This is a genomic window from Yersinia nurmii, assembly GCF_001112925.1.
Classification (GTDB): domain Bacteria; phylum Pseudomonadota; class Gammaproteobacteria; order Enterobacterales; family Enterobacteriaceae; genus Yersinia; species Yersinia nurmii.
Genome location: NZ_CPYD01000001.1, coordinates 342,619 through 360,137, shown reverse-complemented (window position 1 = coordinate 360,137; position 17,519 = coordinate 342,619). Strand labels below are relative to the sequence as shown.

The window sequence follows — 17,519 nt, the reverse complement described above, 5'->3', positions numbered from 1 at the left end:
AAAATTAAGCCAGTGCCTGGCGGCGGGCATTTAGCACATCGGTGCGGGTAATCAGGCCGAGAAAACGCTCCCCGTCCAGCACGATAGCCACATGTCCCTGATCAAATGTGGTGAGTAAATCGGCGTAACTCGCTTCTTTCTGTAAGGTTTTTACCTGCCGCGTCATTGCTTCGCTGGCCGGTAAATTGAAATGGCTGGCATCTTTTTGCACGCTGTGTAGCAAATCCCATTCGTCAATCAAACCGACGACGCGTTCGTTTTCCAGTACCGGCAGTTGGGAAATATCGTAAAGACGCATACGAGCATGAACCATCGCCAGTGAATCTTGCGGTGAAACCGACACGGTAGCGCCTTCCTCGTGGCAATAAGTGATGTAATCGCGTAGATCGCCATGCTTCGGGCGAGTCAATAAACCTTGTTCCAGCAGCCAGTAATCGTTAAACATTTTCGAAAGATATTTATTGCCACTGTCGCAAACGAAAGTGACGACGCGTTTAGGCTCGGTTTGTTCCTGACAATAGCGCAGGGCAGCCGCCAACAGCGTTCCGGTGGAGGAACCGGCCAGAACGCCTTCTTCTTGCAACAGACGGCGGACGGTGGCAAAGGCTTCTGCATCATCGATTTGGTAGGATGTCGTAACCTGCGAGAAATTGCTAAGGGGGGGAATAAAATCCTCACCAATGCCTTCTACCAGCCAGCTGCCGGCTTCTCCGATCCGATCTTTCGCAACGTAATCCGCCAGAATAGATCCTGCCGGATCGGCCAGAATAAATTGAGTATTGGGGGACACTGCGGCGAAATACTGGCTTAAACCGCTCAGCGTTCCGCTGGAGCCAACACCAACCACGATGGCATCCACCTGACCTTCCATTTGTTCAAATAATTCCGGGCCGGTGGCGGTACGGTGAGCTGCGGGATTGGCCGGGTTATTAAATTGGTCTATATAAAACGCGCCGGGTATTTCCTGTGACAGTCGTAGGGCGTAATCCTGATAATAGGCCGGATGGCCTTTACCCACGTCGGAACGAGTCAACAGCACCTGCGCACCCAACGCTCGTAGATGGAAGATTTTCTCCTGACTCATCTTGTCCGGCACGACCAGAATCAGTTTGTACCCTTTTAATGCCGCGACTAACGCTAATCCCAAACCGGTATTACCCGCTGTGGCTTCGATAATGGTGCCGCCCGGCGGTAAATGACCGTCACGCTCTGCCTGTTCAATCATTGATAGCGCCACGCGATCTTTAATCGAGCCACCGGGATTCTGGTTTTCCAGTTTCACGAAAAGCTGACAAGGGCCAGTATCAAAGTGCGTGAGTTCCAGCAGGGGAGTGTGTCCGATAAGATCGATAACTGAACGCGGGATTGCCATAACTGCTCCAGAAGCCAAAAGAACGGGTAAACGATGGCGAAATCATAGCTCCTGTTTCTTAGTCGCTAAAAATAACAAATAACCCTCTAATAGTTCTTTTGGTTATATAAAGGGTGTTTTTAAGACGTTTAGGTGCTTAGATGGAAAGCGGTATAGCTATCAAGATGTTTAGCCATGTAGCCATTGAAAATAGACCAAGCGTAAATAAGCGCAAAACATCACCCCTTTGGCGCCGTTATCGGATAGATTTAAAGAGGGTATGAAATTTTGACTAAGCTAAAGTCTCTACCCCAGTGAAAAACGCGACTTTTTACGTATTGAATAACGGCTTAGTTCTGGGAATACCGCTTATTTCCTATTATTTGCAAGGATACTCTGGCGACCTCATGATGAAATATACACGCTCCTCCAAGCTAAAAAACGTCACTTTCAGTGCCGGTTTACTGTTGCTGGCGTTACCTGCCGTCAGAGCGGCAGATGAACAACCGGCTCCTCCCATTGATGCTAAAGCTTACGTATTGATGGATTACAACAGCGGCAAAATATTGGCCCAGAACAATCCGGATCAGCGTTTGGATCCGGCCAGTCTGACTAAAATCATGTCCAGCTATGTGATTGGGCAAGCGATTAAAGCGGGCAAAGTCCATCCTGATGACACGGTTACCGTGGGCAAAGACGCTTGGGCTACCGGTAATCCGGCATTGCGCGGTTCGTCGTTAATGTTTTTAAAACCGGGCGATCAGGTCAAACTGATGGATCTGAATAAAGGCATTGTTATTCAATCAGGTAACGATGCCAGTATTGCGCTGGCTGATTATATTGCCGGCAGTCAGGACAGTTTTGTCGGTTTGATGAATAACTATGCCAAAGCCTTGGGGCTGGATAATACTCACTTCCTGACGGTACACGGTCTGGATGCGGAAGGGCAGTACAGTACCGCGCGGGATATGGCGGTATTGGGGCAGGCGCTGATTCGCGACGTACCAGAAGAATATGCGTTACATAAAGAGAAAGAGTTTACCTTTAACAAGATTCGTCAGATCAACCGTAATCGCCTGTTGTGGAACAGCAATCTTAACGTCGATGGTATGAAAACCGGTTATACCGCTGGCGCAGGCCATAATCTGGTTGCCTCGGCTACCGATGGCCCTATGCGTTTGATTTCCGTGGTATTAGGTGCGCCAAGTGACAGGGTACGTTTTAGCGAAAGTGAAAAACTGTTGAGCTGGGGCTTTCGCTTTTATGAAACCGTGGTGCCGATTAAAACCGACAAGCCCTTCGTGACTCAGAAAGTCTGGTTTGGTGATACCAGTCAGGTTGATCTGGGCGTAGCGCAGGATGCGGCTATCACCATTCCTAAAGGGCAAATGAAAAACCTGAAGGCCAGCTATAAATTGGATTCCACCGAGCTCCGTGCGCCTCTGGCTAAAAATCAAAAGGTTGGCGTGATCGATTTCCAGCTAAATGGCAAAAGCATCGAACAGCGTCCGCTGGTGGTGATGAACGAAGTGAAAGAAGGGGGGGTCCTTAGCCGCATCTGGGACTTTGTGATGATGAAATTCAGCCAATGGTTCGGCGGTATCTTTGGATAATCGCGACCTCGGTTAAACTCAGCGATAAAAAAACAGGGCCGCAATAAATGCAGCCCTGTTTTATTTTTCAGTATAAAACCGTTTAGAAGTAGAAAAACCGATCAGTCGCAGGGAACGATTTTAATCGCCAGCCCACCGCGAGAAGTTTCGCGATACTTGGAGTTCATGTCTTTCCCGGTTTCGTACATGGTTTCAATGACTTTATCTAGGCATACGCTAGGCTCGCTGGTACGGCGCAGAGCCATACGAGCAGCGTTGACGGCTTGTACCGCTGAAATAGCGTTACGTTCGATGCAAGGCACCTGAACCTGTCCGGCGACTGGGTCACAGGTCAGCCCAAGGTTATGCTCCATCGCAATTTCTGCGGCGATACAGACCTGCGCCGGGCTACCGCCCATCAGTTCAGCTAATCCAGCTGCCGCCATCGAGCAGGCTACGCCCACCTCGCCCTGACAGCCCACTTCCGCGCCAGAAATAGATGCGTTCATTTTATATAGCGCACCAATAACACCGGAAACCAAGAAGAAACGGCTATATGAGTTTTCGTTAACTGGACGAATAAACTTATCGTAATACGCCAATACCGCCGGAATTATGCCACAGGCACCGTTAGTTGGTGCGGTAACGACACGGCCACCGGCCGCATTCTCTTCGTTCACCGCCAGCGCATACATATTGATCCAGTCCACTACCATCATCGGATCGGTGTTATTTTTGTCGTTGGTCACCAGCATACGGCGCAGGGCTGCGGCGCGGCGTGGAATGCGCATTGGCCCAGGCAACAAACCTTCGGTATTGATACCACGCTCGATACCGCTTTTCATCACATCCCAAATGGCGGCAAAGTGCGCGTTTAGCTCTTCTTTGGTATGCAATGCCAGTTCATTTTGCAGCACTAACCCAGATAGTGACAGACCGGTATCTTTACAGTGTTTCTGTAAATCACGGGCTGAACTGAATGGATAAGGTACAGAAACTTCATTGCTGGCTGCTTTGCCAAAGTTTTCTTCGTCAACGATAAAGCCGCCGCCGATGGAGTAATAGGTTTTGCTGTACAGCAGTGTGTCACCGGCAAAGGCACTGATGGACATCCCATTTTCGTGCAGCGGCAAATTGGTCTCGTGGAAATTCATTCCCCCTTGTAGCGGGAAATCCACTTCATGAGCGCCCTGAGCCAGTAGCAGACGCTCACGGTGTTCAACATCACGGATAAACTCCGGAATGCTATCGATATCAACGGTATCCGGCAGATTCCCTGCCAGACCCATAATAATGGCGATATCGGTATGGTGACCTTTACCGGTCAGGGATAATGAACCGTAAATGTCTACGGAAATTCGGGTGACGGCAGAAAGATGCCCTAGTGCGATCAAATCATCGGTAAACAGCTTACCGGCCTTCATCGGGCCGACAGTGTGTGAGCTGGAAGGACCAATACCAATCTTAAAAATGTCAAAAACGCTGACCATATACTCGCCTCCTTCGTGTTAAAGGCGTTAATTATGAAATTGCTTACATTACCGTGGAGTGGGGAGCCGGTACGATCGCACCGGCTTTTGAAACTTTAAGTCTACAGCTAACTGTTTTACCGTCCCCCTAAAGATGAACGGTAACGAAAAGTGGCCGGCGCAGCGCACCGGCCGAACAGTCTTATTTGAACAGGCTGAACATAATTGCTGAGATAGCAATCAGACCCATAATCACAACGAATACGTTGCTGATATGGCCACTGTATTTGCGCATCGCTGGAACTTTGTGAATCGCATACATTGGCATCAGGAACAGAATCATTGCGATAACCGGGCCACCCAGAGTTTCGATCATGCCCAGAATGCTTGGGTTCAGGGTTGCAACGATCCAGGTTGTGACCAGCATGAACAGCGCAGTGATGCGGTTCAGTTTGTCGCCATTGATGGTTTTACCGCGGCTACGCAGAGATTTAACCACCATACCGTTGAAACCTTCACGAGCGCCCAGATAGTGGCCCAAGAAAGATTTGGTAATAGCGATAAAGGCAATAACCGGCGCCATGTAGGCAATCATCGGGGTATTAAAGTGGTTAGCCAGGTAAGACAGAATAGAAATGTTCTGTGCTTTGGCTTCCATCAAATCTGCTGGAGACAGGCTCAGAACGCAGCTGAATACGAAGAACATCACGGTCAAAACCATCATGATGTGGCTGTAAGCCAGAATGCGAGAACATTTTTTCTCCGCGTCCTGACCGTATTCTTCACGTTTTGCTACTGCAAATGCTGAGATGATAGGGGAATGGTTGAAGGAGAACACCATGACCGGAATAACCAGCCACAGGGTCATCAGCATACCGTTGCCTACACCGTTACCGTCGATAGACAGGTTTTGGAAGATAGCGCTGCTCCAGTTTGGAATCAGGTACACAGCCAACAGCATCAGTACTGCAACAAACGGGAATACCAGAATACTCATCGCTTTTACGATGAAGTTTTCACCGAAACGAACGATGGTCATCAGACCAACGATCAAAATCAGGGACAAAATAGCCCGCGGTGGTGAAGGCAGGTGCATCTGATGGGTAATAAAGCTATCAACGGTGTTGGTAATTGCAACGCTGTAAACCAACAAAATTGGGTAGATAGCGAAGAAGTACAACAGAGTAATCAGTTTACCCGCGCCAACGCCGAAGTGTTCTTCAACAACTTCAGTGATGTCTTCGCCCGGATTTTTACCGGAAAGAACAAAGCGGCAAAGACCGCGATGCGCGAAAAATGTCATCGGGAAGGCGATGATAGCCATCACGATTAACGGCAGTAAACCACCGATACCGGCGTTGATTGGCAGGAAAAGCACGCCCGCGCCAATTGCTGTACCGTACAGACCCAGCATCCACATGGTGTCGCTTTTACGCCAGGTGCTGGTTTTGGTGTTTCCCGTGGATGAAATGGTGCCAGTTTGAGTAGTGTCCATAAAGATCTCCGATTTGAACACGAAATTGAAATTAAGATCCGAAAGTTAAATACCTGTTAGTGCGTTATGAGTCGCATAATCAGATGAAAAATTCAGTCACAGTAATGCGTTTTAAATCTTATCAGGTCGATTTGGTTCTCTTTAAGTAGTGCAAATAACCTGAAGACGTAAAAAATAAAATTTAATCCGCGGCGAGCAATGATGTCGCTCTATGCTGATATTTTTATGGTTCTAATTCGTACCCTGGTTTTTGCTGGCGGCAAGATAGCGATTCATAGTGAAAAGTACCGTGATCATGCTCTCAAATGCTGAATAAACGCCTATAAGCCCAGTTGTTATGAATTTCCATCTAATTGTTACAATTATGTTTGGTGTTTTGTACTGCAACCTGCTTGATAAATGATAAAAAGCAAAACTGTATTTCAATTTAGATTGAGTCAGCGACTTAACCTTTGCTCTTTATATCTTGAGGCGCAATATATTTTAACCGGCGCGTCGAATCTAGCGGAAATCGAAATTTTCAGTATTTTATTGACGAAAATCATAATGCCAAAATAACGAATATAACATATATGATTGATTTTAAATGAAAATGTGTGTTTATTTCCGTTGGGGAATAATGTATTGATATTAATCAGTATCACGCAGGGCTGTTTGTTATATAAACAGTTAAATAGCTGAGTAAAAGGAAAGGGTTAAATTCTATTTGTTTGACAAATTCTTTTTAAATACTGACGTAGGGTTTATTTGTCATATGAAAGTGAGGCAAGTTACTTTTGTCAGACAATATAAAAGGCGAGTTTTAGCGCTTAAAGGTATCAGGCTGTAATAAATGTTAAAATAATTTACTTTTCAAACCGACCGTTCGAACATTTAATAAACAACCATTAAAAATAAAGTGCGTTATTTATAGGCAGAAAGTCATTAACCATAATATAAAAAAGGTTATTTCATTATGCCGTCAGTCGGGTGAAAAATTTAATTTCTAACTAAAAAGTAAAGTACGTGATGATATTTATAATTTGCTATTTTGGCGCCATGAGGGATGCATAAACTCAGTTAAGCAAACTTTACTCTAACGTCGGATGGAAAAAGGGGGCATCCACTGGTTAAACGGTACTTTCGGCTCAAAGATCGCCAAACATCGAACATGAGAGCCGCGCTTGCTGACTGTTGTCGTTTAACTGTGGATTTCTATGCCGGTTTCGTTAAAGAACGAACGGAAGGAGCCATCAGGCTGGCGGTCGGTGACCAGAGTATCAAATAGCGTCAGTGGCCCAATACTGGCAGGTTTGATTTGGCCGAATTTACTGTGATCGGCTACCAAAATCTTGCGCTGAGATTTGCTCAGTGCGCGCTGTTTCCACGGAACTTCATCGAAATTAAAACAGGTTGCGCCGAATTCAATGCTCACTCCGGCGGCAGAGATAAAGGCTTTATTCGGGCAAACATTATCCAGTTCGTTATGTTGGCCTATGGGTGAGAAAATATAGTTGTTTGGCTTGAATTCGCCGCCGCACAAGATCACTTTGCAGTTCGGTTTATCTTGAAGCGAAAGAAAGGTATTCAGAGAATAGCAGAGGGCAGTGAAGGCCAATTCTTCGGGAATTTCGTCGATAATTAGTGGGATAGTGGTGCCGCAATCAAAGAAAATCGTGTCGTTCTCTTCAATGAGCTGTGCGGCCAGTTGCCCAATTTTGCGCTTTTCCTCTACCTGTTTTGCCTGCTGATCGGAAACAAAATAGTTATTAGCGCTGTTTGCCTTGGGATCCATCACCACGTAACCACCCAGAAGAATCACGGCAGAAGGTTCCGCGCTAAGATCTCGGCGGATCGTCATTTCTGAAACTCGGAGCAAACTGGCCGCGTCTTTCAAATGAATTTTGTCGGAACGTTTTAAAGCGTGAGTCAGTTTATTAATACGTTCGGCACGGCGAGTTTCCATTAACGCTTCCCAACAAAGTAAACCCGGCCTAAGCCGGGTTAAAGATAATTAGTAGCTGGACGCAGCTGCTTGCTGGCCAGATACGATGGCTACACCTGAACTTGTACCAATTCGTGTTGCGCCGGCCAGAATCATTTTCTCGGCAGTAGCGCGGTCGCGCACGGCACCTGAAGCTTTTACACCCATATCCGGGCCTACGGTAGCGCGCATCAATTTCACATGTTCTTCACGGGCGCCGCCGGTGCTGAAACCTGTAGATGTTTTCACAAAAGCAACGTCAAGTTCACGGCACATTTCGCAAACTTCAACGATTTGCTCATCGCTGAGCAGGCAGGTTTCCAATATTACCTTCAACGGAATAGCGGCGCAAATATCGCGTACGGCTTTAATATCTGCTTTAACTTCAGCGACTTTACCGCTTTTTAACCAACCTACATTAATCACCATATCAATTTCTTGTGCGCCAGCTTCGATAGCTGCCTGAGCCTCAAATACTTTGCTGGAAGTCAGACCTGCACCGAGAGGGAAACCAATCACCGAGCAAACTTTCACATCGCTGCCCGCAAGCTGGCTGGCAGCCACAGGAACATAGCCGGAGTTAACACAAACGGCGTAGAAATGATGCTGTTTGGCTTCTTCACACAGTTTGACGATCTGCGTTTCGGTGGCGTCCATGGCTAATAGGGTGTGATCGATATAATTAGCATAGTTGATAGTCATAAAAAATGTCCTTGATTTGTGTAGGTAATATCATTTGATGTGATAATAGTAACATTTTAGGAAAATGACAACCTTTATGTTTTTATAATCACATTATTAACCCTTTTGGTGTTATTTAAATAACATTGAGTGATTGTGTTATTTCATATCATGAAAGGGATAGAGATATAACTGGCTGATTTATAGTGAGTTATCTGTGAGGCGGGGATTTTTACGAGAAAACCGGCAGAGGTTCTGCCGGTAAAATGCGAACAGTTGGTAGAAATTAACCTTTTACCCACCCTTTACTGATAGGAAAAGAGAAACAGCGCTGATAAAGATTTTCCAATCCTTTCGCAATGTTATCGCCAAACAGATTCCACAGTAACTGTGAGAATAGACAGCCGACGATTGCGACCAGGAAGCCACCAACCATATCTAACGGCCAGTGCACACCGAGGTAAATCCGCGACCAGGCTATTGCCAGCCCGACGATCAACAAGGTAATGCCGGACCAAATCCGATGCCAGCATAAAAAAGCCAGCGCAAAGGTGAAAATGGCGGTGCCGTGGTCGCTGGGGAAGGAGCTGTCCGGTGCGTGAGGTAAAAAGTTATAGCCGAAACCATCGACAAACGGGCGATTATGCGGGAATAACATACCGATACAGACCGATGAAAGCATGGCAAAAATCAGCGCAATGGCGGTTTTACTGATGGCCTGACGCTGTAGCGACATTTGTTCTCGCGGGCCCCACAGCCACAGGCCGATCATCAGTAATGGAATGATGCTGATGAGGTCTCTGGCAATAAAAATGGCGAACTTCACCAACCACTCGGGTGAATTGGGCGTGGCGTTAATCAGAGAAAACAAAAAATGATTTAATTGTTCCATTACTCAGTACCTTAATGACGGTGGTAATAACCACTAATCAACCAAAAAAGAGCCAATTGGCTAAGCCAGACCCACCACCCAGCCCACAGGTTATGAGTCAGAAAATGTGCGCCGCGCATGACCTGACCGAATCCCATTATCATTCCCAGAAATACGCCGACTAACCAGCAAAGCGTGGCAAGACGAGGGTTTTCAGGATAAAACAGGAAGAATACGGCCATCAGCGCAAAACCGCTGGAGGCGTGTCCTCCGGGGAAACAGTGACCGGGACCTGCACCGACCGGAGCGGTATCCATTAGTATGTAGCTGGCGGCTTTTCCACCGTATTCCACCAAGTCCCAAGGACAGGAATGAGCGCTGGTAGACTTCAATATCCCAATAACCAAAGGGCCAACACCGATCAGTAACGTGGTCACCACTAGTCGAATATTTCGGCGGTAGACTCCCCAAAATAGCGAGCAGACGGCCGCGCTGATAATCGTGATTTTTAACAGCCGATGATTGAACAGATCTAACCAGTAGTTGTGTTCCCAAGGGAAACTTTGGGTTTTTGGATCAAACCAATAGCCACTTATTAGCAAGTCGAGCTGTTCATTACGGGATAACCACAGAAACACCAATCCGCTGATTGTTAACCCAAAAACCTGCCAAAGGTAAAAGGATAACGGCAATGAGTAAAGAGGGTTTGTCCTAATTATCATTCCCGTTGAGACTTGATTTAATGATGACGGAGTGTTTTCACTGTTCTTCACGGTTAATCCAGTAGGATATTCATAATCGTCCCACTGTAATAATTCTATATTAAGAAAGCCTTAGGGCACTTTTGGCGCAGATAAGCACCGTTTTAGAACAGGGAATCAGCGTGTAAGTAACGCTAAAGATTAGGAGGAGGTAAATGATCGGGCAACAAGGGGAAAAGGGCTGATGACTTTGAAAAACGGGCAAATTAACAGGATAATAAACGCTGAAAAATTATTGAGAAGAAGATGTGATGCGTCGAGTAATGAATACTTTCGTTCCTTTGCTATCGGTATTGCCTTATTGAGCACCCGCGCTGCTGCGGAGCGAGTTAGCATAACGAAACCTTTCGTGTGCCCTGATATTTCTCCTTTGCCACAGCATGTGACAAGCGAAGGTAATCTGGTGATCGATGGGCAAACCTATTATCTTTGGAAGCCTAACGCAGCAGCGGCTTCAGCACCTTTGACCAACACCATCTGCTCATCTAGTGATGGCAAAACCGCAGTTGATATTATGCAGTATCGAGACGGACGTTTTCAGCAGGCATTTATTTCGTTCTCTACCAACATTCGCAAACTGCCGTTCGGTGAAGACCCTGAGAAATATATAATCGGAGAGAGAGATTCATACATGGAAGGTGGGCAGGGGTGCCATAACTAATAGTCAGTGATCGAGCCGAATCACCGCCGCCGCACGGCGTTTTTAAGTGCCTGAGCAAAAGTGTTTTGCTACGCCATCGCCAATTTGTCGCCATTAAGCTGAATCCGCATTTAATCTTGTTGTTTATAGGATTATTTTATTTCAGACAAGAAAAAACCCGATTAGTCTTGAACCTAAGAAGGCGGGACTATCGGGCTCCTCAATATGGGGACATCAAAGAAAAGCAGTGGCACTAATTCAGACTACGGCTAAACCATAAAGTTCTTGCCGCATGCGAAAAATATAAAATTTATTGTACCTTCACCGAAAATAGATCGGCGCTATCCCCAAATTCCCGGCCAGATAATCACAATCAGTGAGCCGGCTAGGGTCAGCAATACGTTAGCAATGGCGTAAGTGCCCGCGTAACCTAGCGCTGGAATGTTACTGCGGGCCGTATCGCTGATAATGTCCATCGCAGGGGCGCAGGTTCTGGCGCCCATGATTGCACCGAATAATAATGCGCGATTCATTCGTAAAATATAGGCACCGAACAGGAAGCAGATAATGACCGGTACCAAACTGACTATCAGCCCGGATATCAGCATTTGCCCACCCACGGCACCCAGGCTGCTGTTAATACCGCCACCGGCGCTTAGGCCAACGCCAGCCATAAACACCATCAACCCAAATTCTTTCACCATATTGAGCGCACCCTGCGGGATATAGCCGAAAGTCGGGTGGTTGGCTCGCAGGAAGCCCAGCATGATGCCAGCCATCAGCAAACCTGCTGCGTTACCGATACCGAAACTGAAATTGCTGAATTGGAAGGTAATCAAACCAATCATCAGGCCAATAATAAAGAAGGCACAGAAAGCCAGTAGATCGGTGACCTGACTATGAATAGAAATAAAACCGATTTTTTCCGCAACGCTTTTGACCCGACGGGCATCGCCGCTGACCTGTAAGACATCGCCTTTATTCAATACGATGCTGTCATCTATAGGCATTTCAATTTGACTGCGAATAACGCGGTTCAGGAAGCAGCCGTGATCGGTCAGTTTCAAATGACTCAGGCGTTTACCTACTGCATTGCTGTTTTTGACCACGATTTCTTCGGTAACAATACGCATATCCAGCAGGTCGCGGTCGAAAACTTCTTTACCGTTACGGAAACTAGGATCGAGGCGCGAATGTGCATCCGGGTAGCCAACTAGCGATATTTCATCGCCAACCTGTAACACCGCATCGCCGTCCGGATTAGCCAGAATGCCGTTGCGGCGAATACGTTCGATGTAACAGCCGGTTTGACGATAGATTCCCAGCTCGCGTAAATTTTTGCCGTCGGCCCAGGCCACCAGCTCCGGGCCCACGCGGTAAGCGCGGATCACGGGCAAATACACTTTACGCTGGCTATCCGTATCCAGACCGCGCTCTCGGGCAATTTGCTGGGCACTGGTCGGCAAATCCTGGTGTTGCAGTTTTGGCAGATAACGCGCGCCAAAAATCAGGCTAACCAAACCAATTAGGTAGGTTAGGGCATAGCCGAGGCTCAGGTTATCTTGTGCGTGTTGCAAAGTCGGGTTATTGGCAATGGTATGGCGTAGGGTGTCTCCGGCACCGACCAGCACTGGCGTCGAGGTCATAGAGCCGGCGAGCATACCGGCGGTGAGACCAATGTCCCAACCGAACAGTTTACCCAATCCAAGCGCCAGAACCATGGCGCTTCCGACCATCACCAGTGCCAGCATCAGGTAGTTTTTGCCATCGCGGAAGAATATAGAGAAGAAGTTTGGGCCCGCTTCGACGCCGACACAAAAAATAAATAGCATAAACCCCAGGTTCAGGGCTTCGGTATTGATAGCGAAATGCTGTTGTCCCAACAGTAGAGAAACAACCAATACGCCGATAGAGTTACCTAACTGGACCGAGCCCAGCCGTAATTTACCGAGGCACAACCCCAGCGCGAGAACTACGAATAACAGCAGAATGTAGTTGCCGTTTAACAGATTTGCGACGTTTATATTCACGGAGGATAACTTATTGTTTAACCTGAAGTAGATAACGCTAATAAGGGTTATGTGACCCAGTAATATCTGCATTCGTTGCCAGATGAATGCCTTCAGCAAAATCTGATGCATGTAACGGCAATAGCGGTGGTTATTCTAGTCTGTCCGCGGGATTACAGCCAGTAGTAAGCGGGGAAAACGGTGTTAGCGGATAAATATGCTTTTAACGGGGAAATTAATAGCGGGATCGGCCAAAAAAACAGGGGTTACTTGTGGGATTTTCGTGATTTTATTTTGAAGTTTCATAAGAGTGCTTAAGCAAAATAAAATAAGGGTGCCAAAGCACCCTCTCTTTATCGCAGTTTAGCCATCACTTAATGGCTTCGGCATCGCTATTATTTGAACAGATTCAGATGTTCTTTAGCGTAAGCTTCAAAATCAGTGAAACCACCGATGTGTTTTTCATCGATAAAGATTTGCGGTACGGTTTCAACCGGCTTACCGACAGTTTTTTCCAAATCGGCTTTGGTGATCCCTTCTGCATGGATGTCGATATAGTTGAAATCAAAATCGTCACGCTCAGCTTTCAGTTTTTCAGCCAACTCTTTGGCACGGACGCAGTAAGGGCAACCAGGACGTCCGAAAATTACAGTAAACATGCAAAACTCCTTGATTATGTTGAGTTAATCACTTCGTCTGCCAATCGGTATCTATCCGATTGCTGAATGACTTGTCGCGTATTACTCACTTTCAATGGGTGTTACTATGCCCGTTGATGAGACGAAAACAAAGCAGGAATTGCCTGTTAATCCGATTATCCGAACCTATTTACATCCGTCGATTCTCTGGGTTAACCGATTATTTGCATTAATTGAGTGTTGTAGCATTGGCGGATTCAACACCTTTGGCTAAACCTTATAAATATGTTGTACAGGAGGAAACGATGCGTGCTTTAGGCGATATGCCCAAAATGGTGATTATTTTGGAAGCCTTGGGAATGTTATTACTGGTGCTGGCCTATTTAAGTATTAACCATTACGTCACGCTGCCCGCAGGGTTAAGTGAGCCTAGCGTCGCGATTATGATGATATTTATTGGTATTGGGTTAATGGTTCCCGCCGCAGCCTGCATAGTTTGGCGCGTGGCGCAGGGTTTTGGCCCGCTGTTGGGAATGAATGGGATCGATAAAAAAGAAACCACTCAAACGGCGGATAAAGAGGAGAAAAAGCCTTAACCCCTGATAACGATAATGACAAAAACTGATTTTCCTTGTTGTTTGCGTATCTCTTCGCATATTTCACGAATAGTCACGGCTTTTGCTGTCAATTAGTCTGGATTGGTCATGGCGCTAACGGCGAATATTCCGTAAGCTATGCCACTTTTCTTGTTGCAAGAATCGTGAGGTAGGTTGCTATGGATTCACTCATCGTCCCGGATTTAGCCTTATTACGGCGTTGGCTGGATCAGTTAGGGATCTCGTTTTTTGAATGCGACTCATGCCAGGCACTGCATTTGCCCCACATGCAAAATTTTGAAGGCATTTTTGATGCCAAAGTGGACCTGGTAGATAACGTTATTCTCTTCTCTGCGTTAGCCGAAATCCGGCCTACGGCGCTGATTCCGCTGGTTGCGGATTTAAGCCAGATCAATGCCAGCTCGCTAACGGCGAAGGCTTTTATCGACATTCAGGATGATAATCTGCCGAAGTTGATTGTTTGCCAGTCGGTGTACGTCACCGAAGGCATTACGCTGGAGCAGTTTGGCCACTTTATGCAGCAGAGCGAAGAGCAGGTTTCGATGATTATTCTGGAAGCCCGAGCAAACGATCTGCTGTTCATCGGTGAAACCGAAGAGGAAGAAGGGCAGGTCGTACCGACCTCTTTCCCAGTTATTCACTGATTTAGCTGGCCGCCATCCCCGGCGGCATGCTGTTTTTCATTTTTCCCGCCATAAGATCCTCTGCTTTTTACCCTAGTTTGCCAGATATTTAGCGCCGTTTATGCCACAAGTGGCGAATTACATAGATTAACTATGCATAAAAAGTCGATAAAAGGCGTTTTTTAAGCTGGATACTGGTGCGTATAACTATCAGGGGTTATGCTTTGTTCTCTGCAAAGGGCATATGATTACCCCCGCGAATTCGTGGTTATTGATGCTTAATCAATAACTCTCTCCAGTGCATAGCCATGCATAACGAGTTTGTGGCAATAGCGCTCGATCAGGAAAGGTGTTGTACCCGTCAGGTACAAATTCAACTTTATGATTTACCCTGTTCTGGAGGAGTTCACGGATGTTCACCCAACGTAAAAAATGGCTATCGGGTGTTACTGCTGGCCTGCTTATGGCCGCGTCCGTCTCAGTTTCGGCTGAGGAAAAAATACTGCACGTTTATAACTGGTCTGATTATATTGCCCCAGATACGCTGACAAATTTCCAAAAAGAAACCGGCATTAAAGTGGTTTATGACGTGTTTGACTCCAACGAGGTGTTGGAAGGAAAGCTAATGGCGGGGAGTACCGGGTTCGATCTGGTGGTGCCTTCGGCCAGTTTCCTTGAGCGTCAATTATCCGCCGGCGTATTTAAGCCGCTGGATAAGAGCAAACTGCCTAATTATAAAAATATGGACCCGGAATTACTTAAACTGGTCAGTCAGCACGATCCGGAAAATAAATACGCTATTCCTTATCTGTGGGCTACCACCGGCATTGGTTACAACGTTGATAAAGTGAAAGCGGCGCTGGGAACCGATGCGCCAATTAACAGTTGGGATCTGGTGCTGAAACCGGAAAATCTAGAGAAATTGAAAAGCTGCGGTGTGTCCTTCCTTGATGCTCCAAGTGAGGTTTTTGCCACCGTGCTTAATTATTTGGGCAAGGACCCTAACAGCAGCGATGCCGCTGATTACACCGGTCCGGCAACAGATTTACTGTTAAAACTGCGGCCAAATATTCGTTATTTCCATTCTTCTCAATACATTAACGATCTGGCTAATGGTGATATTTGCGTAGCCGTTGGTTGGGCGGGTGATGTTATGCAGGCCTCAAACCGAGCGAAAGAGGCGAAAAATGGCGTCAATGTGGCTTACAGCATCCCGAAAGAAGGGGCTTTGGCATTCTTCGATGTTTTTGCCATGCCTGCGGACGCTAAAAATCAGGATGAGGCTTACCAATTCCTCAACTACCTGATGCGCCCGGATGTTATCGCCAATATCAGCAACCATGTGTTTTACGCCAATGCCAATAAAGCTGCGACGCCTTTGGTAAATCCGGAAGTCCGCGATAATCCGGGGATTTATCCGCCGGCGGACGTTCGCGCCAAAATGTTCACCCTGAAAGTTCAGTCGCCAAAAATCGATCGGGTGATGACTCGCGCTTGGACTAAAGTCAAAACAGGTAAGTAATACCGTTGATTGAGCCGTTGGCTGTTTTCAGCAGCCAATCGGGTATCACCTAAAATGATTAGGGCAGAAACAGTAGGGAAACTGGCTGTTTCTGCTGCTATTTTATGCCGCATTACGATGTGGCCTGTTCTGCTTCTACGGAGAGCACGCAGAGTGAATGATGTAATTTCTCGTCCGCCGTTGAAATCCCTGAAGGCTTTTACCCCTTTATTGGAAATTCGCAATTTAACCAAATCTTTCGACGGTCAGGCCGCCGTGGATGATGTCAATCTCACCATTTATAAAGGCGAGATTTTTGCTTTGCTCGGCGCGTCCGGCTGCGGAAAATCAACGCTATTACGGATGTTGGCGGGATTTGAGTCGCCGACTCAAGGGCAGATTGTATTAGATGGGCAGGATTTGTCCCATGTGCCGCCTTACCAACGGCCAATTAATATGATGTTTCAGTCTTATGCGCTGTTTCCTCATATGACCGTCGAGCAGAATATTGCCTTTGGCCTCAAGCAGGACAAGCTGCCGAGTGGGGAAATTAAACGTCGGGTAGAGGAAATGCTGGCGCTGGTGCATATGCAAGAGTTTGCCAAACGTAAGCCCCATCAATTATCTGGCGGCCAGCGTCAGCGGGTGGCGTTGGCGCGCAGTCTGGCTAAGCGGCCAAAGTTATTGCTGCTGGATGAACCAATGGGCGCGCTGGATAAAAAACTCCGCGACCGGATGCAGTTGGAAGTCGTGGATATTCTGGAACGAGTTGGCGCAACCTGCGTGATGGTGACTCACGATCAGGAAGAAGCCATGACTATGGCCGGACGTATCGCCATTATGAATCGCGGGAAATTTGTGCAAATCGGTGAGCCGGAAGAAATCTATGAACACCCGAACAGTAGATTTAGCGCCGAATTTATAGGTTCAGTGAATGTGTTTGAAGGCGTGCTTACGGAACGGCAGGAAGATGCGCTGGTTATTCACAGCCCTGGGCTGCGTCATCCGTTGAAAGTCGATTCAGACGCTTCTGTCGTCGATGGGGTGCCGGTGTTGGTTGCGCTGCGGCCCGAAAAAATCATGCTGTGTGAAAGCGTGCCGGAAGCCGGTTTTAACTTTGCGGTAGGTGAAGTGGTACACATTGCCTATTTAGGGGATTTGTCGATTTACCATGTCAAACTCCATAGTGGGCAAACTATTAGCGCCCAGCTGCAAAACGGCCATCGTTATCGTAAAGGGATGCCAACCTGGGGCGATGAAGTGCGTCTGTGCTGGGAAACGGATAGCTGTGTGGTGCTGGGGAGCTAG

General features: G+C 47.1%; 15 protein-coding genes. 6 read left to right on the top strand and 9 right to left on the bottom strand.

Features of this window, described 5'->3' with window-relative positions; translation table 11 throughout:
- Positions 1–4: 4 nt before the first annotated feature.
- The gene (locus AD970_RS01575; RefSeq protein ID WP_049596571.1) at positions 5–1,372 is read right to left on the bottom strand and encodes a pyridoxal-phosphate dependent enzyme; all 1,368 of its coding nucleotides are present in this window, start codon (positions 1,370–1,372) and stop codon (positions 5–7) included.
- A 386-nt stretch (positions 1,373–1,758) separates the two neighbouring features.
- Between AD970_RS01575 and AD970_RS01570 the strand changes: the two genes are divergently transcribed.
- Positions 1,759–2,964 carry a serine hydrolase gene (locus AD970_RS01570; RefSeq protein WP_049596570.1) on the top strand — a complete coding sequence of 402 codons (1,206 nt, stop codon included), beginning with the start codon at positions 1,759–1,761 and terminating at the stop codon, positions 2,962–2,964.
- 101 nt (positions 2,965–3,065) lie between these two features.
- Here AD970_RS01570 and AD970_RS01565 read toward each other — a convergent pair whose 3' ends face one another.
- The 6 genes from AD970_RS01565 to AD970_RS01540 form a co-directional block, all read right to left on the bottom strand.
- A complete protein-coding gene (locus AD970_RS01565; protein ID WP_049596569.1) occupies positions 3,066–4,433 on the bottom strand; it encodes an L-serine ammonia-lyase in 1,368 nt (455 codons plus the stop codon).
- Between the two features lie 181 nt (positions 4,434–4,614).
- Positions 4,615–5,907 carry an HAAAP family serine/threonine permease gene (locus AD970_RS01560; protein ID WP_049596568.1) on the bottom strand — a complete coding sequence of 431 codons (1,293 nt, stop codon included), beginning with the start codon at positions 5,905–5,907 and terminating at the stop codon, positions 4,615–4,617.
- 1,180 nt (positions 5,908–7,087) lie between these two features.
- Positions 7,088–7,852 carry a DNA-binding transcriptional repressor DeoR gene (deoR, locus tag AD970_RS01555; protein ID WP_049596567.1) on the bottom strand — a complete coding sequence of 255 codons (765 nt, stop codon included), beginning with the start codon at positions 7,850–7,852 and terminating at the stop codon, positions 7,088–7,090.
- 48 nt (positions 7,853–7,900) lie between these two features.
- Positions 7,901–8,572, bottom strand: coding sequence for a deoxyribose-phosphate aldolase (deoC, locus tag AD970_RS01550; RefSeq protein WP_049596566.1), 672 nt, complete (start codon positions 8,570–8,572; stop codon positions 7,901–7,903).
- Positions 8,573–8,837: 265 nt separating this feature from the next.
- On the bottom strand, positions 8,838–9,443 hold the full coding sequence (gene ybjG / locus AD970_RS01545; protein WP_049596565.1) for an undecaprenyl-diphosphate phosphatase: 606 nt from the start codon (positions 9,441–9,443) through the stop codon (positions 8,838–8,840).
- A gap of 11 nt (positions 9,444–9,454) precedes the next feature.
- Positions 9,455–10,114 (bottom strand): phosphatase PAP2 family protein, encoded by a 660-nt coding sequence (locus AD970_RS01540; protein ID WP_049596564.1) that lies wholly within the window; start codon positions 10,112–10,114, stop codon positions 9,455–9,457.
- Between the two features lie 253 nt (positions 10,115–10,367).
- Here AD970_RS01540 and AD970_RS01535 point away from each other — a divergent pair, with 253 nt between their 5' ends.
- Positions 10,368–10,844: a hypothetical protein gene (locus AD970_RS01535; RefSeq protein ID WP_049596563.1), complete on the top strand. Its 477-nt coding sequence runs from the start codon at positions 10,368–10,370 to the stop codon at positions 10,842–10,844.
- A 320-nt stretch (positions 10,845–11,164) separates the two neighbouring features.
- On the opposite strand, the gene AD970_RS01530 is transcribed toward AD970_RS01535, so the two are convergent.
- Complete coding sequence (locus tag AD970_RS01530) at positions 11,165–12,853, bottom strand: aspartate:alanine antiporter (RefSeq protein WP_049596833.1); 1,689 nt, start codon at positions 12,851–12,853, stop codon at positions 11,165–11,167.
- A 374-nt stretch (positions 12,854–13,227) separates the two neighbouring features.
- Positions 13,228–13,491: a GrxA family glutaredoxin gene (locus AD970_RS01525; protein WP_049596562.1), complete on the bottom strand. Its 264-nt coding sequence runs from the start codon at positions 13,489–13,491 to the stop codon at positions 13,228–13,230.
- A gap of 284 nt (positions 13,492–13,775) precedes the next feature.
- On the opposite strand from AD970_RS01525, the gene AD970_RS01520 reads away from it, so the two are divergent.
- The 4 genes from AD970_RS01520 to potG all read left to right on the top strand — a co-directional run bounded on the left by AD970_RS01520 (position 13,776) and on the right by potG (position 17,519).
- Complete coding sequence (locus AD970_RS01520) at positions 13,776–14,066, top strand: YbjC family protein (RefSeq protein WP_049596561.1); 291 nt, start codon at positions 13,776–13,778, stop codon at positions 14,064–14,066.
- A 179-nt stretch (positions 14,067–14,245) separates the two neighbouring features.
- The gene (locus AD970_RS01515) at positions 14,246–14,731 is read left to right on the top strand and encodes a type III secretion system chaperone family protein (protein WP_049596560.1); all 486 of its coding nucleotides are present in this window, start codon (positions 14,246–14,248) and stop codon (positions 14,729–14,731) included.
- Positions 14,732–15,122: 391 nt separating this feature from the next.
- Positions 15,123–16,232 (top strand): spermidine/putrescine ABC transporter substrate-binding protein PotF, encoded by a 1,110-nt coding sequence (gene potF / locus AD970_RS01510; RefSeq protein WP_049596559.1) that lies wholly within the window; start codon positions 15,123–15,125, stop codon positions 16,230–16,232.
- Positions 16,233–16,385: 153 nt separating this feature from the next.
- Positions 16,386–17,519 (top strand): putrescine ABC transporter ATP-binding subunit PotG, encoded by a 1,134-nt coding sequence (gene potG, locus AD970_RS01505; protein WP_049596558.1) that lies wholly within the window; start codon positions 16,386–16,388, stop codon positions 17,517–17,519.